Annotated in this window: 29 protein-coding genes; 21 read left to right on the forward strand and 8 right to left on the reverse strand. The window is 30.5% G+C overall.

Translation table 11 applies throughout. The features are described from left to right. Nucleotides 1-92: 92 nt before the first annotated feature. From C7U55_RS02310 to rbfA, 6 genes are read left to right on the forward strand one after another with little or no spacing between them, the layout of a single operon-like run. Complete coding sequence (locus tag C7U55_RS02310; RefSeq protein ID WP_048923832.1) at nt 93-560, forward strand: ribosome maturation factor RimP; 468 nt, start codon at nt 93-95, stop codon at nt 558-560. A 12-nt stretch (nt 561-572) separates the two neighbouring features. Then, nucleotides 573-1,868 carry a transcription termination factor NusA gene (gene nusA / locus C7U55_RS02315; protein WP_106987168.1) on the forward strand — a complete coding sequence of 432 codons (1,296 nt, stop codon included), beginning with the start codon at nt 573-575 and terminating at the stop codon, nt 1,866-1,868. An 11-nt stretch (nt 1,869-1,879) separates the two neighbouring features. Beyond that, nucleotides 1,880-2,134, forward strand: coding sequence for an RNase P modulator RnpM (rnpM, locus tag C7U55_RS02320; protein ID WP_106987169.1), 255 nt, complete (start codon nt 1,880-1,882; stop codon nt 2,132-2,134). Then, the gene (locus tag C7U55_RS02325; protein WP_227213814.1) at nt 2,127-2,429 is read left to right on the forward strand and encodes a L7Ae/L30e/S12e/Gadd45 family ribosomal protein; all 303 of its coding nucleotides are present in this window, start codon (nt 2,127-2,129) and stop codon (nt 2,427-2,429) included. The genes rnpM and C7U55_RS02325 overlap by 8 nt, the downstream gene beginning before the upstream one ends. 4 nt (nt 2,430-2,433) lie before the next feature. Continuing rightward, complete coding sequence (gene infB / locus C7U55_RS02330; protein WP_106987170.1) at nt 2,434-4,278, forward strand: translation initiation factor IF-2; 1,845 nt, start codon at nt 2,434-2,436, stop codon at nt 4,276-4,278. A 13-nt stretch (nt 4,279-4,291) separates the two neighbouring features. Continuing rightward, nucleotides 4,292-4,639, forward strand: coding sequence for a 30S ribosome-binding factor RbfA (gene rbfA, locus C7U55_RS02335; protein WP_048923829.1), 348 nt, complete (start codon nt 4,292-4,294; stop codon nt 4,637-4,639). A 67-nt stretch (nt 4,640-4,706) separates the two neighbouring features. Here rbfA and C7U55_RS02340 read toward each other — a convergent pair whose 3' ends face one another. The 4 genes from C7U55_RS02340 to C7U55_RS02355 all read right to left on the reverse strand — a co-directional run bounded on the left by C7U55_RS02340 (nt 4,707) and on the right by C7U55_RS02355 (nt 7,087). After that, nucleotides 4,707-5,813: a site-specific integrase gene (locus C7U55_RS02340; protein ID WP_106987171.1), complete on the reverse strand. Its 1,107-nt coding sequence runs from the start codon at nt 5,811-5,813 to the stop codon at nt 4,707-4,709. Between the two features lie 64 nt (nt 5,814-5,877). Further along, nucleotides 5,878-6,069, reverse strand: a complete 192-nt coding sequence (locus tag C7U55_RS02345) for a hypothetical protein (RefSeq protein WP_106987172.1) — start codon at nt 6,067-6,069, stop codon at nt 5,878-5,880. 4 nt (nt 6,070-6,073) lie between these two features. Next, nucleotides 6,074-6,529: a hypothetical protein gene (locus tag C7U55_RS02350; protein ID WP_106987173.1), complete on the reverse strand. Its 456-nt coding sequence runs from the start codon at nt 6,527-6,529 to the stop codon at nt 6,074-6,076. 150 nt (nt 6,530-6,679) lie between these two features. Next, entirely contained in the window at nt 6,680-7,087 is a 408-nt protein-coding gene (locus C7U55_RS02355; RefSeq protein ID WP_106987174.1) for a TIR domain-containing protein, read from the reverse strand. Nucleotides 7,088-7,147: 60 nt separating this feature from the next. On the opposite strand from C7U55_RS02355, the gene C7U55_RS02360 reads away from it, so the two are divergent. Next, complete coding sequence (locus C7U55_RS02360) at nt 7,148-7,393, forward strand: hypothetical protein (protein ID WP_193446925.1); 246 nt, start codon at nt 7,148-7,150, stop codon at nt 7,391-7,393. Here the strand turns inward: C7U55_RS02360 and C7U55_RS02365 are convergent, their stop codons facing one another. The 3 genes from C7U55_RS02365 to C7U55_RS02375 form a co-directional block, all read right to left on the reverse strand. Next, a complete protein-coding gene (locus C7U55_RS02365) occupies nt 7,394-8,314 on the reverse strand; it encodes a DUF4231 domain-containing protein (protein WP_106987175.1) in 921 nt (306 codons plus the stop codon). It lies immediately after the preceding gene. Nucleotides 8,315-8,339: 25 nt separating this feature from the next. After that, nucleotides 8,340-9,176, reverse strand: coding sequence for a DUF4145 domain-containing protein (locus tag C7U55_RS02370; RefSeq protein WP_106987176.1), 837 nt, complete (start codon nt 9,174-9,176; stop codon nt 8,340-8,342). A 100-nt stretch (nt 9,177-9,276) separates the two neighbouring features. Further along, entirely contained in the window at nt 9,277-9,936 is a 660-nt protein-coding gene (locus C7U55_RS02375) for a helix-turn-helix domain-containing protein (RefSeq protein WP_106987177.1), read from the reverse strand. Between the two features lie 162 nt (nt 9,937-10,098). Here C7U55_RS02375 and C7U55_RS02380 point away from each other — a divergent pair, with 162 nt between their 5' ends. The 14 genes from C7U55_RS02380 (at nt 10,099) to C7U55_RS13490 (ending at nt 15,563) form a co-directional block, all read left to right on the forward strand. Then, complete coding sequence (locus tag C7U55_RS02380) at nt 10,099-10,311, forward strand: transcriptional regulator (RefSeq protein ID WP_106987178.1); 213 nt, start codon at nt 10,099-10,101, stop codon at nt 10,309-10,311. A gap of 37 nt (nt 10,312-10,348) precedes the next feature. Beyond that, nucleotides 10,349-10,531: a hypothetical protein gene (locus C7U55_RS02385; RefSeq protein WP_106987179.1), complete on the forward strand. Its 183-nt coding sequence runs from the start codon at nt 10,349-10,351 to the stop codon at nt 10,529-10,531. Nucleotides 10,532-10,548: 17 nt separating this feature from the next. Then, the gene (locus C7U55_RS13480) at nt 10,549-10,704 is read left to right on the forward strand and encodes a hypothetical protein (protein WP_155522369.1); all 156 of its coding nucleotides are present in this window, start codon (nt 10,549-10,551) and stop codon (nt 10,702-10,704) included. Between the two features lie 15 nt (nt 10,705-10,719). Then, nucleotides 10,720-10,911, forward strand: coding sequence for a helix-turn-helix transcriptional regulator (locus tag C7U55_RS14200; RefSeq protein WP_106987180.1), 192 nt, complete (start codon nt 10,720-10,722; stop codon nt 10,909-10,911). Between the two features lie 390 nt (nt 10,912-11,301). Beyond that, nucleotides 11,302-11,541: a MerR family transcriptional regulator gene (locus C7U55_RS02395; RefSeq protein WP_106987181.1), complete on the forward strand. Its 240-nt coding sequence runs from the start codon at nt 11,302-11,304 to the stop codon at nt 11,539-11,541. 175 nt (nt 11,542-11,716) lie between these two features. Then, nucleotides 11,717-11,851, forward strand: coding sequence for a hypothetical protein (locus C7U55_RS14070; protein WP_275666238.1), 135 nt, complete (start codon nt 11,717-11,719; stop codon nt 11,849-11,851). An 18-nt stretch (nt 11,852-11,869) separates the two neighbouring features. Then, entirely contained in the window at nt 11,870-12,001 is a 132-nt protein-coding gene (locus tag C7U55_RS14075; protein ID WP_275666239.1) for a hypothetical protein, read from the forward strand. 217 nt (nt 12,002-12,218) lie between these two features. Beyond that, on the forward strand, nt 12,219-12,473 hold the full coding sequence (locus C7U55_RS02400; RefSeq protein ID WP_106987182.1) for a hypothetical protein: 255 nt from the start codon (nt 12,219-12,221) through the stop codon (nt 12,471-12,473). A 60-nt stretch (nt 12,474-12,533) separates the two neighbouring features. Beyond that, on the forward strand, nt 12,534-12,746 hold the full coding sequence (locus C7U55_RS02405) for a 3D domain-containing protein (RefSeq protein ID WP_318025903.1): 213 nt from the start codon (nt 12,534-12,536) through the stop codon (nt 12,744-12,746). Between the two features lie 2 nt (nt 12,747-12,748). Continuing rightward, nucleotides 12,749-13,129: a hypothetical protein gene (locus tag C7U55_RS02410; protein WP_106987184.1), complete on the forward strand. Its 381-nt coding sequence runs from the start codon at nt 12,749-12,751 to the stop codon at nt 13,127-13,129. Then, the gene (locus tag C7U55_RS13485; protein WP_155522370.1) at nt 13,095-13,262 is read left to right on the forward strand and encodes a hypothetical protein; all 168 of its coding nucleotides are present in this window, start codon (nt 13,095-13,097) and stop codon (nt 13,260-13,262) included. Before C7U55_RS02410 ends, C7U55_RS13485 begins: the two co-directional genes overlap by 35 nt. Beyond that, a complete protein-coding gene (locus tag C7U55_RS02415; RefSeq protein WP_106987185.1) occupies nt 13,243-13,956 on the forward strand; it encodes a lambda-exonuclease family protein in 714 nt (237 codons plus the stop codon). Before C7U55_RS13485 ends, C7U55_RS02415 begins: the two co-directional genes overlap by 20 nt. Before the next feature lie 21 nt (nt 13,957-13,977). Next, entirely contained in the window at nt 13,978-15,423 is a 1,446-nt protein-coding gene (locus C7U55_RS02420) for a DUF1351 domain-containing protein (RefSeq protein ID WP_106987186.1), read from the forward strand. Beyond that, nucleotides 15,423-15,563, forward strand: coding sequence for a hypothetical protein (locus C7U55_RS13490; protein WP_155522371.1), 141 nt, complete (start codon nt 15,423-15,425; stop codon nt 15,561-15,563). Before C7U55_RS02420 ends, C7U55_RS13490 begins: the two co-directional genes overlap by 1 nt. Here the strand turns inward: C7U55_RS13490 and C7U55_RS02425 are convergent. After that, nucleotides 15,560-15,739, reverse strand: coding sequence for a hypothetical protein (locus tag C7U55_RS02425; RefSeq protein WP_106987187.1), 180 nt, complete (start codon nt 15,737-15,739; stop codon nt 15,560-15,562). The genes C7U55_RS13490 and C7U55_RS02425 overlap by 4 nt on opposite strands. Nucleotides 15,740-15,772 lie beyond the last annotated feature (33 nt).

Consider the following 15,772-nt stretch of genomic DNA (forward strand, 5'->3'; position numbering starts at 1 on the left):
ATTATCTATTCAGTTTATGCTATATTATTTATAGTTTCATAGATAGAAACGAGTGGGGGAACCCACTCTTTATTATTGAATGGGGTGAAAAAATGGAATTATTAGAAAGTATTAAAAATATGGTATTACCTTTTATTGAACAACATGATTGTTACTTAGATGACATTGAGTATGTCAAAGATGGTAATGATATGTATTTACGTATTTATATTGAAAAGAATGAAGGTTATTTAGATATGGATACATGTGTTGCTGTAAGTGAATTAATTAGTGATAAATTGGATGAAGTTGATCCAATAAAAGAAGAATACATTTTAGAAGTTTCTTCACCAGGTATTGAAAAGCCTTTAAAAACATTTGAACAAGTAGAAAAATCGATTGGGGAATATGTTTATGCAAAATTTAAAAACCCTAAATCTGGTTTACATGAAGTAGAAGGATATTTAAAGTCAATCGAAGATCAACAATTAGAATTTGAATATCTTGTTAAAAACATTAAGAAAAAGATTGTTGTTGATTATGATAATATTCAATTTATTAGATTAGCTGTAAAGTTTTAGGAGGAATTAAAAGTGGCTAGTAAAAAATTTATGGATGCATTAAATCTTTTATGTGAAGAAAAAGGGATTGAAAAAGATGTTTTCTTAGAAATGCTTAAAGAATCAATTGCGAAAGCATATAAGAAAAACTATATGATTCCTGAAGCAAATGTACGTGTTGAAATCAATGAAAAAACAGGAAAATTTAGATTGTTTGAAATTAGAACAGTTGTTGATGATTTAGAAGATGAAGATTTAGAAGTTTCATTAGATGAAGCAAGAGAAATCAATGAGAATTACCAAGTTGGTGATATTATTGAAACAGAAGCTGACGTAGATCATATTGGACGTTTAGCAGCAATTCAAACAAAACAATTATTCAGACAAAAAATACGAGAAACTGAAAAAGAAACATTATATAATGAATTTGCAGATAAAAAAGATGATATCATTACTGGTATCGTTGATCGTGTTGAACCTAAATTTGCCATCGTTAATATTGGAAAAACAGGAGCTTTCTTAGGATTAAATCAACAAATTCCAGGTGAAACATTACGTGAAGGACAACATGTTAAAGTTTATGTAAGTGATGTTGATCGTGGAACTAAAGGAACACACATTGTTGTAAGTAGAACAGAACCTCAATTTGTTAGAAGATTATTTGAATTAGAAGTACCTGAAGTATTCGATGGTACTGTTGAAATTAAATCTGTTTCTCGTGAACCAGGAGAAAGAAGTAAAGTTGCTGTTTATACAGCTGTTGAAGGATTAGATCCAATTGGGTCATGTGTTGGACCTAAAGGATCACGTGTTAAAAATGTGGTTGATGAATTAAATGGAGAAATGATTGACATTATTGAATGGTCAAATGACCCGGTTGTTTATATTTCTCATGCTTTATCACCATCAGATGTTTTAACAGTTTCTGTAAATGAAGAAGCACACAGTGCTTTAGTTATCGTTCCTGATGATCAACTTTCATTAGCTATCGGTAAACGTGGACAAAATGCAAGACTTGCTGTAAGACTTACTGGATGGAAAATTGATATCAAATCATTATCAGAAGCAAAAGAACTTGGTTTAATGGATGCCATTGCACAAAAAGAAGAATCACCTGTTGATGATGATTTCCAAGATGAATTTGCTCAAGAAATGTTAAATAATGAAGAAGTTGTAGAAGAACCTGTTGCTGAACAACAAGCAGATGTTAAAGAAGTTGTTGAAGATGATTACGATGAAGATTTTGAAGACTTCGAAGATGACGATTACAGCAAATATGATGAAGATATCGACTATGATGAATATGACAAATATTATGATGAAGATTAAGGTGGGTTTCTATGAAAAAAATACCGCTTAGGAAATGTCTTGCAACAAATGAACAATTACCAAAAAAAGAATTAATTCGTGTTGTAAGAAATAAAGAAGGTCAAGTTTTTGTTGATCCAACTGGAAAAATGAATGGACGTGGCGCTTATCTTAAAAAAAGTATTGAAGCAATTGAAATTGCTAAAAAGAAAAAGCTTTTAAGTCGTTCGTTAGAAGTTGAAATTCCTGATGAAATATTTGAGGAGTTGAAATCTTATTGTGATTAATAAAAACTATTTAAATATGTTAGGTCTTGCAAATGCAGCAAGAGCGCTTGTAAATGGAGAAACTTTAATTAAAAGTATTTCTGCTAATAAAGTTGAACTTGTTTTAATTGCAAATGATGCAAGTGATAACACAAAAAAGAAAATTACAGATAAATGTCAATTTTATCATGTTGATTATTTTATAGTTGATGATATTGAAACAATTTCAAAAGCAATCGGTAAACATAATCGTGTTGCTGTTGGTATTACAAATCAAGGATTTGCAAAAAAAATTAAAGAAATGATAGGAGGTTGATTTTATGGCAAAACAAAATAAAAAGAAAAAAGGTGCACCAAAGAAAAAACAATTACAATCCAACTTTCCTACTAAAAAAGAAACAGTAGAAGTAAAAGATGGTGTAATTTCTTATGAAGAAGGAATTACAGTTGGTGAACTTGCAGAAAAATTAGGACAAACCCCTGCAAATGTTATTAAAGTGTTATTTTTATTAGGTACAATGGTAACAATAAATTCGGCATTAAATGATGAACAAGTAGAACTTATTTGTTTAGAATATGGTTGTGAATGTGAAAAACATATTCCTGTAGATGAAATCAATTTTGAAAATATTGAAGTAGTTGATGATGAAAAAGATTTACAACCACGTTGTCCTGTTGTTACAATCATGGGCCATGTCGATCATGGGAAAACAACTTTATTAGATACAATTCGTAAATCAGCAGTTGTTGATGGTGAATTTGGTGGAATTACGCAACATATTGGAGCTTATCAAGTAGAAGTCAATGGTAAAAAAGTAACTTTCTTAGATACTCCAGGCCACGAAGCATTTACTGCCATGAGAGCACGTGGAGCTCAAGTAACAGATATTGTTATTATTGTTGTTGCTGCTGATGATGGAGTTATGCCTCAAACAAAAGAAGCTATTGACCATGCCAAAGCAGCAGGAGTACCAATTGTTGTTGCAATCAATAAAATTGATAAAGAAGGTGCTGATCCAGAAAGAATTAAAGCAGAAATGGCTGAAGAAGGATTATTACCAGAAGAATGGGGTGGAGATACAGTTTATTGTGAAATCTCTGCGAAAAAGAAAATTGGTATTGAAGAACTATTAGAAACATTAACAGTTGTTGCTGAATTAGCTGATTTAAAAGCTAATCCAAATAGATATGCTTATGGTAGTGTTGTTGAAGGTAAATTAGACAAAGGACGTGGTGCTGTTGCAACTTTATTAGTTGAAAATGGTACATTAAGGGCAAGTGATCCAATCGTTGTTGGAGCTGCATTTGGTCGTGTACGTCAAATGTTAGATGATAAAGGACGTGTTATCAAAGAAGCTTTACCTGGTACACCAGTAGAAATTACAGGATTAAATGAAGTTCCTGTTGCCGGTGATAAATTTATGGTCTTTGAATCTGAAAAACAAGCACGTAGTGTTGGTGAAACACGTATGAAAGCTAAGATTGAAAAAGATCGTAATTCAGGAGCTGCTTTATCATTAGATGATTTATATTCACAAATAAAAGAAGGTCAAATTATTGATTTAAATATTATCGTTAAAGCTGATGTACAAGGTACGGCAGAAGCAGTTAAAGCGTCCTTAGAAAAAATTGATGTTGATGGTGTACGTGTAAATGTAATCCGTTCAACAGTTGGAGCAATCTCTGAATCAGATGTTATTCTTGCAAGTGCTTCACAAGCAATTATTTACGGATTCAATGTAAGACCTGATGCAAAAGTAAGAAGTAAAGCAGAAGAAGAAAATGTTGAAATTCGTTTACACAATGTCATCTATAAGATGGTAGAAGAAATTGAAACAGCTATGAAAGGTATGCTTGCTCCAGAATATCATGAAGTCGTTACTGGACAAGCTGAAATCCGTCAAGTAATCAAAGCAAGTAAAGTAGGTAATATCGCAGGATGTTATGTAACCGATGGTTCTATTAAAAGAAATAGCGGTATCCGTTTAATTCGTGATGGTATCGTTGTTTATGAAGGAAAACTTGCTTCACTTAGACGTTTTAAAGATGATGTTAAAGAAGTTAACTCTGGTTTTGAATGTGGCTTAAATATTGAAAACTACAATGATATCAAAGAAGGAGATATCATTGAAGGATATGTTATGGAAGAAGTAGAAAAGAAATAGGAGCGAATGATTTATGTCATTAAAAACAGAAAGAATTAATGCTCAAATTCTAAGAGAAGTTTCATTGATCTTACAAAATGAAGTAAGAGATCGTGATTTACGCTTATGTACAATTACAGCGGTTGAAACAACAAATGATTTATCTATTTCCAAAATTTATGTTACTTTTTTAGGAAAAAATTATAATCAAGAAAAAGGAATGGAAGCTTTAGAAAGATCAAAAGGATTTATTCGTAACCTTTTAGCAAAAAAACTAAAAATTAGAAAATGTCCAGAATTGCATTTTGTATTAGATACTTCTTTAGAATATGGAAATAAAATTGAAAGTATTATTAATTCATTACATGAAAAAGACAATTAATGTCTTTTTCTTTTTTAATTAAATAGTTAAAAAACGTTGATATATCAATACTTTTACGAGATTTAATTTAGTTAATTTTCATTTTTGGCATACTTTTGACATCTTTTGCCTTGAAAACGTTATTTATTGTATCTAATTTCTTGGTTTCTTTTAGATGAGTATAGACATTTAAAGTAGTGTTGACATTACTATGTCTAAGCAACTCTTGTGTCGTTTTTATATCAACATCGTTTTCATATAAAGTAGAAGCAAAAGTATGTCTTAAATTATGAAAAGTAAAGTCATATTCTCTTTTTAAAATTCTATCCAAATTACTAACATAGTAGAATTGATTATTTTTTTGACAAATGTATTTGCTATGATGCGTTTTTAGGTATTCTATTAGTAAATCTTTTAATTGATCATTCAAAGGTATGAAGTCCTTTGATTTTTTTGTTTTCAATTTAGAAACAACTTGATAGTCGTTTATATTTCTTCCAGAATATATCAATTGGTTATTAATGCTTATTAAGTTGTTTTCAAAATCAATATCATCTTTTTTTAAGGCTAAGATTTCAGCAATCCTCATACCTGTATAGTATCCAATAGCAATAGTGATTGCATAACAATCTTCTAATTCGTTGTAGGCTTTTAGAAAAACTTCAAAAGGCACAACATTCATTTCTTTTTTTTCTTTTTCTATTACTTTAAGTGTTACTAGTGAAATAGGGGAATTGTCTATATATCCCATTTTAATCGCAAACGAAGTTACATTTTTTATAATATCCTTGATTGCTCTAACAATTGACATTGTTTTATCTTCAAAACCATTGAAAATTTCTTGTAAAAAAGCATAATTACTGAATAATGTTATTTTTGAAGCTCCAAATGAATTTCTAATATATTTTTTAAATGTACGTTCTTTCTTTTCAATGGTATTCAATGCAAATCTATCGCCCTCAGTTTCCATAAACTCCTTGAATACTTCATTAAAAGTTTTATTTGCTTCTTGATTTAAGCTGCCTTTTTCTTTCAATCTAGCCTTCATTTCAGTTTCATGTATCTGCGCCTCTTTTTTTGTTAAAAACCCACTTTTAGAATAATACTTTCTTTTGTCAAATATGTCTCTGTAATAAAAATAAACTTGATAAGTATATCCGTTCTTTGCTTTTTTTGCAGGTCTTTTTCTGATCATATATCACGACTCCTCTCATATTTTGTATAATAAAACGCCCATAACGGAAAAACAGGCGTAATATCTAGTTTAAACTTCTAAACTTATCTGTCTTGAAAGCTTCTATCATTTGCATGATATCAGCCATATCTTCAGGAGATATTTCATGATCAACAGCGAATATAGAATTTTCATATACATTTATATAATCATCTAACAATTCAGGATGGTTATCATAAAGAAAATCTAAATTGTTATCATGGTTGGTTTTCTTCATTTGATTATTGTTTCTTTAACTCAAATGTTTTACTTACACCTTGCATAGATGCAGTAAATGAAATAATACCGTTATTATATGAAAATTCCTTTGTATCATCAGTTGATGCTAAAATAGAAGTCTCAGTTTGCTCATGATTATTGTTTGATGTCCATTTATATTGATTAACATCAGTAGTAGGTGCATCATAAGAACCAACCCAATATATTGCGCTTTTATTTTCGTCAACAAAAACCCAATCAATTTCAATAACGTTATTAGAGATAGTGGCTTTTAAATATGTTCCATCAACTGGATCACATTGCCAAGTTCCTGTTAAATTTAAAGGTTCTTTCTTTTCTTCTTTTTTTGTTGTAGTTGTTTCTTTTGAAGATGGATTGTCTTTTGAACTGCTATTTCCACATGCAGTTAGAGATAGAGCTAAAGCCCCAATTAATGCTAGACTTAATAATTTTTTCATTTGCATTCCTCCTTTTTTATTTGATTTATTTATGCTTGATATGATAAAATTCAATGTGTAAAAGGGCTTTTGAGATGGTTCTTTTTATTAAGGTATTGGTAGTACCTTATTTTTACTCTCCTGTTGGTAGCGGGGGAGTTTTTTTACTTTCTATGCATTCGAATTGCGTTTTACTGCATCAACAACACTTGAACTTTGCCAATTAACTATTTCATCAGCATAGTCTTGAATTTTTTGAGGCATTTTTTCATTTCCCCATGGTTTTACACCTACAATAGGTTTTCCTAACCTTACTGCTTCATCAATTTCATAATCAATCCATTCGCTATGTGCTGCGTACATACCTGCAAGTATTACAACACAGTTGACTTGATTAATTTTGTTTGTGATTTTTTGCTTTAATTCTTTTTTTGAATCAAAATCTACGGGATTAGTAATTGGAATTGAATAATTGATCCAATTGAAATAACTTGCTTCATCAAACCAACCTGTTATTGTTTCATACTGATCAGAGTATTTCCACGAATGACTAATAAATAATCTATGAGTCTTTGACATCTTTTTCACTTCCTTTCTCTAATGAATTTGTTATAATTAACCTTGAAAGGAATTGATATTATGATTAATAAATATACTAAGAAACCAGTAACTATTGAAGCTGTTCAATGGAACGGAGATAACACAAATGAAATAATTTCTTTTTGTGGATCATGTTGTGTTCCAAAACAAACTTATTTAATCATTCAAACCTTAGAAGGTAATCATATTGCTGATATTGGTGACTATATAATCAAAGGAATAAAAGGAGAGTTTTATCCTTGTAAACCTGATATTTTTAAAAATACTTATTCGAAAGCAGACTAATTAGTTTGCTTTTTTTTCGTTTAATTGAGCCCATGTGCCGTTTTCGGTTGCCATAATGCTTTCACATCTTTCAACAAATAACTGTTCATTTGTCATTTCATCAGTTCTTTTATATTCGCCTGATTGATACAAATATAACTCTTTTTCTTGCTTTAATTTTTCACATGTCATTCTAAATTGATAAAATAAGTCGTTATATTTTTTTAGTTTATCAATTGCTTGTAATACTGTTATAGTTGCAGCAAGCAAAGCGGATAAAAATGTAATTATACCTTTGCAATTGGGCAATATATCTATAAAAGCAGGTACAAGGGCAATTAAAGCTGAAATAATAATTGTTGCAAGAGAAATATTCTCATGTTTCTTTTTGTATTCAATTGACTTTAAATCATAATATTTTATTTGATCATCAAGTCTGTCATTTATGTATTTTTCAATTGACATTTTATTTTCTCCTTTTTTATTTTCATTTGGATGTGTACTTGAAACATTATTTTGTTGTTTTGATCCTTCAATATCATCATGTGAAGTATTGTTTTCTTTGTTTTTTTCTTGAAAAGCTGTAAGTATTGTCCAAAGCGTAACACCAAAAGCTATAACTGATAATCCGGAAAATGTATTTGAAACTGTATTAGGATCACCGTTAAAAAACTTCATTATAAAAATTCCTATGGATAGAGAAAGTATACATGTTGCAAATATTATTGCTTCTACATGAGGATTTATTTTACTTAAAAAATAGGAAGATAATTTATTCTTTTTTGGTCTCCATTCATAAATTATTACAAGAAGAATAAGCACTATTACAACTATAAAAAATGAGTAAGATTTACTTATAGGGAAATTTATTCGTGGAATATATCCAAGTAAAGCAATATTAATAATAATCATACATCCTAATATAGATAATAAATACCACATCAGTTTTTCCTCCTTTGCTGGTTATTTATACATTGTCAAATTGCTTGCTTAAAGCTAATAGCCTTTGAGGTTGCTCATATGCTATTTCTAAGATGTATTTAAAAGCTAAATCTATTTTATGTATTAAATCAATATCCATTTTATCTTGGATTGATAAATTACCGTTATTTGTATGAATAGATTCATTTCCTAATTTTTTTATTACTTCAAGAATATTTTTTGGAATACTATATGCCCATTCAGGAGCGTTTTTATTATCAATATCTTTAAAAAAATTATTTAATTTTTTCCCTAACATACCAGCTTTGTAACCATTAAGGTGCATCAACCATTCTAAAGCACTTCTATACATTGAGACTGCAGCGCTATATGCACCTATTGCTCTACATTTAAAAGCTTCTGTTAAATAATATTTAATTTCATCAGGGGTATTAGGAGTAATTGCACCAGTATAGGTATCATATAAAAAAGCATATTTTAATTTCTGGTTAGCATCTAAATAAATTAAAGTAATTACTTGAGAATTACATTGTAAACATGTACATTTTAAAATTATTGGAAATTTAGAGACTGCAATTGACTTTTTTTCTTTTGTTGAATTTAAATTGTTTGGATAAATAGTTCCATGAGGTGCTCCCATTGAGTATCTATAAGGGTTTCTGTCGTCATCAAAATGTTTTAATTCAATTTCCATCCTTCTTTCATCACCACAATGGGGACAAAATGCAATTATTTGATCTTTGTAACTTCTAAATATTTCCCAAAAAAAATCATATAATTCTTCACGAGAATTTATCTTTTCAATTTCTTCTAACTTGTGAATTTTGTAATTTGGATCACTAAATGTAAATTGAGTTTTCATTAAAACACCTCCTAGTTAATACATTAAATAATATCGTTTTGAAAAGTATAAATTTGCAAGTTTTTTATTAAAATAAGTGCATATTTATATAATTTTAATCTTAATAATTGTTACCTAACATTTCATTAGGGTTAAAGCTTACTTCTACCACTTTACCAATTATTTCAGCATGATTATTGTCAAAGTCATCTTTCTTTAATATAAGTGGTTTATTGGTTGGATCAGTAGATAATGGCTGTAATATAACTGTATCATCATCAAAAATAACTTGCTTAACAGTTGCTTCATTACCGTTTACTCTTACTACAGCAATTTGATTATTTTCTACAATAACTTTTTTTACGAGGACGAGTGAACCTTCAATAATACCGATAGCATTCATGCTATTTCCTGTCACACGAAGCCAAAAACATTCAGCACCTTTAGCTTTACTTTTATCAACAGGTTTATAGCCCTCGATATTTTCATCACAATATAAATTATATCCTGCTTTTACAACACCAAGAATTGGTTTAAGAACTTGTTCACTGTTTATTTCATATGTTTCTGTGTTTGAAAAAACAGGTAAAGTATCTAAAAGTTCATCCAGTTTAACATTAAAAATCTCTGCCATTCTTTTTAAATCCATAGAAGATGGGTCACGTTCTTCTTTTTCCCATAAAGCTATTAATGTTTTAGACTTGTTTAATTGGTCTGCAAGCCTTTGCTGTGTTAAATTATTTAATTTTCTAAGTCGTTTGATATTTTCTCCTAAAGGCATAGTCAAAACCTCCTTTGTTAACTTAATGTTAACATCACATTGAAAGGAATTTAAGTGAAAGTAACTAAAAGTAAACAAAATTATTGACAATTACATTACTATAAGTTACTATAGTAATGTAAAAGATGTTTACAAATAGTAATCTTACAAGGGGGTGGTGATATGAATAAAGTAAAAGGATATAGAAATATGCTTAATGAAACTCAACTTGATTGGGCTAAATTACTGAATATTTCTAGAACATCGTTCAATAAGAAAGAAAGTGGGCAAGTACCATTTAATGATCGTGAGAAAAAGAAAATAAAGTCTCACATCAATAATGCTTTACAGAAACAAAATGAAAAGCTGGTAACTATTGATGAGTTATTTTTTTAATCAAAATGTTTACATATAGTAAACGATAAGAGGCTTTATGTTTAAAAAAGGAGAAGTAGCGATGAATGGCTTAAATCAGCAAGAAATTATAGAACTATTAAAACTTTTACAAAGAATGAATCTAAAACAATTAAAAAAATTAAAAGAAATCATTGTTGAAGTAGAAAATGGAACAAAAAGACTAGAAAGTCTCATAAATGATTTCAATAAGTTGGCATAAGAAAGGAGCAAAGAAAAATGGAAAATGTTGAACAAAGATATCCAATTACCATGGCTGTTTTAAGAAATTGTATGGATAGAATAGCAAACTGGAAAAACGTAACCCCACAAGCAAAAACAAGAAAGCAATCGGAAATTGCGGTTGTTATTGTTGCTTTATCAAACACGTTATAGAAAGGATAAATCTAAATGGACAAATTAAGGAAATTCAGGGAGAGCTTGCATATGTCTCAAAAGAACATGGCTAAGAGAATAGGCGTTTCTCCATCGTACTACTACAAAGTGGAAAGTGGTTATCAAAATCCCAGTTATGAATTTCTAGCAAAATTTAAGAGAAGTTTTCCAAATGAGAGTGTTGATCAAATATTTTTCAGTAAATAAAAAAGCCATTAGTAGTGTTGGTACTAACGGCTGCACGATTTGTTTACTTCTTTGATATCCAACACTTATCAAGTCTCAAACTTAAAGCAGTATGCATCTGCTTTGTTACCCTACAATGAGACAAATAGAATTTACCTTAAAGCTACAGTTTATAAAATAGCCGTTTTTCTTGAAAACGTACTAGTCGTTTATATAAATAAATTGGCTGTCACTAGTACAAACAAGCATCACCTGCTAGCACATGAATGTGTAAATTTTATTTTAGAAGAATAGGGGAGTTTAAAGCCGCTTTTAACATGCGACCACCTCCTAACTAGATATTAACTTTCGATATCGTAGTGTAACAATATTTTATCACAATTTGGAAATTTTTGAAAGGAGGAAACACACATGGAAGTCAGACCAACAAAGATGCTCACTGAAAAAGAATTACGTGAAGATCTAGGAATTTCAAGAGACCAGTTACTTAACTTTATTGACCTTGAAATATTTCATCCTATCAGATTAGGGCGTGGTAGAAAGTTCAGTCAACAAGAAATCTTGGAATTTCAAAGAAAGTATGCAGGTCTTGACGTAAGCAATTATCACAAGGCAAAAAAAGCTAAAGAATATGTAGATAGTTTAGCTTAAAACAATTAAATAAATTACTAGTCATCAAAGGGCCAATCTCAACTCCTTTTATAAATAAAAAATTCTTTAGTTTTAACGGTTGGTACTTAAAGTCATAGACATTAATTGTGAAATATTTCATTTTAAACACAAGAGGTTGGTCCTTTGATGGCTGGTAATGGAAAGGAAAAATAGTATGGATAGAGAAAATCAAATAGGTATTATCAAGTTCAAAATCAAAAATGAAAAAGAGTATTTAAAAAAGCTTGTTAAACGTAAAGAAAAAGCTACAGAAGAATTTAAAAATTGTTCACCAAATGAAGCTAATTAAAAAATGTGTGAATTCGATATGGAATGTTCACATGTTTCTGATCAATACATCAGAGTGAAAGCAATTATTGAAGTTGCTTGTGCGTTGGATTTGATTTCAAGCATTGAATTTGAAGAGCTGTCAAGTGAAGTACGTAATTTAGTTCTTTAGAAAAGGAGCAATTGCTATGGAAAGATTATCAGGAAGAGGTCTTGCAACAGTAATAGGTCTTGCACTAATACTTGCAAAGCTATGTGCGATTGGAGTTACAAGTTTTATCGATGCATTTATCAAATGAAAAAATCAGCACTTATCAAAGCACTGATTTAATCAAATAAAAACCAAAATAACCAAATAAATTATAAAAAATAAAAGGAGAAAATGCAATATGAAGCTAACTAAAAAGGCATATTTCTTAATTGGAATATTGCTCTTTGGATGCTTTGCAGGTCCTGTTTGCTATTACGAAAGTAAATTGGATCAATGTAATGAAGCTATCAAGGAGCAACAGGAACAGATGGCGTTGTTAAAGGATTATTACAATGAATCGGTATCTCAAAAAGAGAAGTATCAGGAGCTTTATACAAGTGCTCAAAAAGATAATGAGTATCTGATAAAGCAAGTGGAAGAACTTCAAAAATGAAGAGTTCTCGGCCAGTTCGTTATCACTTATTACTGGCCCGGAGAAGATCGATACGGTCGTTTGACCTCAACAGGTGTTATTGCTGAAGAAGGAAAAACAATTGCAGTAGATCCTTCAGTTATCCCTTATGGCTCCGTAGTCCTAATCAACGGTAATGAATATATCGCCGAAGATTGTGGAGGTGCCATAAAGGGCAATAAGATAGACATTTTTGTTGAAAGTCCAAAGCAACAGAAATATCAAGTAGAAGTCTATATAAAAAGAGAGGAATAGTTATGGATAAAAAATTATTAGAAGACATCATCCAAGCCGCAAAAGCTGCAGGTGCAGATGTCAAGGTTGTTCAAATTGGTTCAACTGAAAAGGAAACAGGAACATATGAAAGACCAGCAGTACCATTACTTAAATTAGAATTAAGCATCAAGAAAGATGGAGATGCGCTTTCGGTATTAGCTGATGCTGATTGGAACATTTTAGGAAGTCTTTTCTTAGAAATGGCTCCAATTGATATTGATGTTGATAAAGTCAAAGAAATGTTTGTACCGGCTAAAAATGCTTTCATGCATTGCAGTAATGAATTGGATAACTACATCCAAGAACAATTTAAAGGAGCATTAGAAGATGAAGAAGAAAGAATTAGAAGAGAAAGTTGCTGATTTAGAAACAAACATCATGTGTTTAAGCTGTAAGGATTTGCTAACTAATGAAGAACATATGGAACTCAATTCAATGGAGCAAAAACTTACCAAATATCAAAAGGATCTAGAAGATGGAAACTACGAACTATGAGAAGTTCTTTCCTAATTGCAATATTGATTATGTCAAGAATGAAGAACATTGGCATCGATTAAGAGGCCAAGGAATTGGCGGTTCTGATGCAGGAATTGTGATGAACGTAAGTAATTACAAGACTCCCTATGAACTTTGGGAAGAAAAAACAGGTCGTAAAAAGCCTGTATTTCAAACAAGTGAAGCAATTGAAAAAGGGAATGCATTGGAACCAGTTCTCATTGAATTGTTCGGTGTGCTCTATAAAAATAAGTTCGAACTAGTTGATACAAAGGATATCAGTTTATCAAACAAGAAATATCCATTTTTAAGAGCAAATCTTGATGGGTCAATGATTGAGATTGCAACTAAAGAAAAATGGGGATTGGAAATCAAATCAACCACTATTCAAAATAGTGCAATGCTCAAAGAATGGACTAATGATCATATTCCAATTACTTATTACTTTCAAGTCCTGCATTACATGATAACCACAGGATTAAGACATTTTGTCTTATATGCAATTTTAGATATCCCTTGGGCTAACAATGGCGCAGGGAAGCAAGAAACAAGAGTTGTTTATCTTCACTATGATGATTTGGTGCTAGATGCAAAATATCTATTTAAAACGGAGTTGTGGTACTGGAACTTAATCGAAACACAAACACCACCACCGTTTTTAGAAAATAGAAACAAAGAATTAAAAACAATTTAAAGATTATCAGGAGGAAAAGAAATGAACGAATTACAACAAGGATTGCTCAATGAATTTGTAGCAGTCAGTATTTCAACCAAAGAAGATTTTGATAAGGTAATCAACTTCTTATCAATCAATAACTGTTTTCTTTCAAATGGGGAACCGGTTATCAAATTACCTTATCCAGGAAACCAACCAATTACAATCTTAATGCAAAACAAGATTGTTTATTGGCAAACAGCATCACAAACAATTGATCCAAGATACAAAGTAGTCAATACGATTGAATTCTTTAGACCAGCGGATGAAGAAAAAGTTATTGAAGCAAAAGCTGAAATCATTGATGAACAAGTAAACATTGATGAAAAGCATCTTTCATTGGAAGTTCAAAAACGTCCTGCAAATGAAGCAATCGTTTCAAATATTGATGACATTGTCAAACTGATTCCAGCAATTGAAGCTAAAAAGGGTGTAGTTGTTGATGAAAGCAACTATAAGGACTTTGTTAAAAAAGGAGAAGGAATGGTTCCATTATATCGTTCGTATGCTAAAAAATTAGATGCTGAAAGAAAAGCATTAGAAAAGGCATATAAAGAGCCTTTAGAAGAGTTTAAGAAAAAAGTAGGTTCAGTCGTTAATGCACTAAATGAAACTGCAGATATGGTCGCTGAAAATGTAGATGTGTATGTAAAGAAACAAAAAGACGCTCTAAAAAAAGAGTATCAAACAGCAATCGACCAATTAAAAAAAGCATTGGTTTCAAAAGGAATGCTTTCTCAAGAATATGCTGATCTATTCGTTTTTGATGAAAAATGGCTAAACACTTCAACATCTAAAAAGAAATTCAAAGAACAGGTAGAAGCACAGTTCAATGATTTAATGGAAAAAGAAAAGAACTACAAATTGAATCTAGAAATGGTCGAAAAAACAATCACAAATGCATGTCATATTGCAAACGTTGATGAAAAACTCATTTCAAGAAAAAAATTTCAATCACTTTTAAAAACTGAAGGACTTCCTAAAGTGACTGAAATGATTACTGATGAAGTAGACATTATCAAAAAACAATCTCAGGCGTTAGCTAAACAAAAAGAAGAATTTGAGAAGAAACAAAAAGAAGTGGAGCTTCAACATCAAAAGGAATTGGAACAAGCAAGAAAACAAGCTATTCACTCAGCTGATGAAGCAACTCAACCAAAATACACACCAGTTAAACGTGGAGATGAAACAATTGCAAATGTAAATGATAAATATGTCGTTACTGAAATCAAACAAACGCCTCCAAAATTTGAAGGTCAAAAATGGAAAAGAACATTTGAATTTGAAGGTGATTTAGCAGCGCTTCAAATGTTAAATCGTTACATGGATGTAATTAAGAGCATCAATCCAACATTCAGCTTTGGAGAAGTGAAACTAACTGAAAAAGAATTAAGTGATCCTCAAACAGGAGTGATCAATAAATATAACGTAAAGGAAGTAAACTAATGAACAGCGTAAAAGAAGTGGCTGAATTAAATAGTTTGAAGGAAATAGCAATTAGAATCCAAAGCGGAAAATGGATAATTCTAAATGTATATTTCCCTCAACCAGATAATCCAGTAATCGTTATGGGGAGAATAGCTTAATAGCTAATTTTCCCTAAACAATAATAAATTTGTTGAGTAGGTACTCCAGGGAACTGTTTAGATTCATATGTAACTGCATAGCAATTTAAAAAAATGTAGTAACCAGTATTTAATAATCTATTGCATTCATATTCTGAATCAACCTCTATTACCTCACTCACAACATTTTCATTCATTTTATCACCTCACTTTCGAGGTAAATTATAACA

The organism is Faecalibacillus faecis, from assembly GCF_003024675.1.
GTDB classification, from domain to species: domain Bacteria; phylum Bacillota_I; class Bacilli_A; order Erysipelotrichales; family Coprobacillaceae; genus Faecalibacillus; species Faecalibacillus faecis.

Coding starts and splice junctions, on each gene's coding strand:
- rnpM (WP_106987169.1), top strand. CDS start 1,880: ATGAAAAAAATACCGCTTAGGAAATGTCTTGCAACAAATGAACAATTA.
- C7U55_RS02375 (WP_106987177.1), bottom strand. CDS start 9,936: ATGCCTTTAGGAGAAAATATCAAACGACTTAGAAAATTAAATAATTTA.
- C7U55_RS02400 (WP_106987182.1), top strand. CDS start 12,219: ATGAAGCTAACTAAAAAGGCATATTTCTTAATTGGAATATTGCTCTTT.
- C7U55_RS02365 (WP_106987175.1), bottom strand. CDS start 8,314: ATGTGGTATTTATTATCTATATTAGGATGTATGATTATTATTAATATT.
- C7U55_RS02340 (WP_106987171.1), bottom strand. CDS start 5,813: ATGATCAGAAAAAGACCTGCAAAAAAAGCAAAGAACGGATATACTTAT.
- C7U55_RS14200 (WP_106987180.1), top strand. CDS start 10,720: ATGGACAAATTAAGGAAATTCAGGGAGAGCTTGCATATGTCTCAAAAG.
- C7U55_RS02370 (WP_106987176.1), bottom strand. CDS start 9,176: ATGAAAACTCAATTTACATTTAGTGATCCAAATTACAAAATTCACAAG.
- C7U55_RS13490 (WP_155522371.1), top strand. CDS start 15,423: ATGAACAGCGTAAAAGAAGTGGCTGAATTAAATAGTTTGAAGGAAATA.
- C7U55_RS13485 (WP_155522370.1), top strand. CDS start 13,095: ATGAAGAAGAAAGAATTAGAAGAGAAAGTTGCTGATTTAGAAACAAAC.
- C7U55_RS02410 (WP_106987184.1), top strand. CDS start 12,749: ATGGATAAAAAATTATTAGAAGACATCATCCAAGCCGCAAAAGCTGCA.
- C7U55_RS02310 (WP_048923832.1), top strand. CDS start 93: ATGGAATTATTAGAAAGTATTAAAAATATGGTATTACCTTTTATTGAA.
- C7U55_RS02420 (WP_106987186.1), top strand. CDS start 13,978: ATGAACGAATTACAACAAGGATTGCTCAATGAATTTGTAGCAGTCAGT.
- C7U55_RS14075 (WP_275666239.1), top strand. CDS start 11,870: ATGGAATGTTCACATGTTTCTGATCAATACATCAGAGTGAAAGCAATT.
- infB (WP_106987170.1), top strand. CDS start 2,434: ATGGCAAAACAAAATAAAAAGAAAAAAGGTGCACCAAAGAAAAAACAA.
- C7U55_RS02415 (WP_106987185.1), top strand. CDS start 13,243: ATGGAAACTACGAACTATGAGAAGTTCTTTCCTAATTGCAATATTGAT.
- C7U55_RS13480 (WP_155522369.1), top strand. CDS start 10,549: ATGGAAAATGTTGAACAAAGATATCCAATTACCATGGCTGTTTTAAGA.
- rbfA (WP_048923829.1), top strand. CDS start 4,292: ATGTCATTAAAAACAGAAAGAATTAATGCTCAAATTCTAAGAGAAGTT.
- C7U55_RS02360 (WP_193446925.1), top strand. CDS start 7,148: ATGATTAATAAATATACTAAGAAACCAGTAACTATTGAAGCTGTTCAA.
- C7U55_RS14070 (WP_275666238.1), top strand. CDS start 11,717: ATGGATAGAGAAAATCAAATAGGTATTATCAAGTTCAAAATCAAAAAT.
- C7U55_RS02355 (WP_106987174.1), bottom strand. CDS start 7,087: ATGTCAAAGACTCATAGATTATTTATTAGTCATTCGTGGAAATACTCT.
- C7U55_RS02425 (WP_106987187.1), bottom strand. CDS start 15,739: ATGAATGAAAATGTTGTGAGTGAGGTAATAGAGGTTGATTCAGAATAT.
- C7U55_RS02385 (WP_106987179.1), top strand. CDS start 10,349: ATGTTTAAAAAAGGAGAAGTAGCGATGAATGGCTTAAATCAGCAAGAA.
- C7U55_RS02350 (WP_106987173.1), bottom strand. CDS start 6,529: ATGAAAAAATTATTAAGTCTAGCATTAATTGGGGCTTTAGCTCTATCT.
- C7U55_RS02395 (WP_106987181.1), top strand. CDS start 11,302: ATGGAAGTCAGACCAACAAAGATGCTCACTGAAAAAGAATTACGTGAA.
- C7U55_RS02345 (WP_106987172.1), bottom strand. CDS start 6,069: ATGAAGAAAACCAACCATGATAACAATTTAGATTTTCTTTATGATAAC.
- C7U55_RS02380 (WP_106987178.1), top strand. CDS start 10,099: ATGAATAAAGTAAAAGGATATAGAAATATGCTTAATGAAACTCAACTT.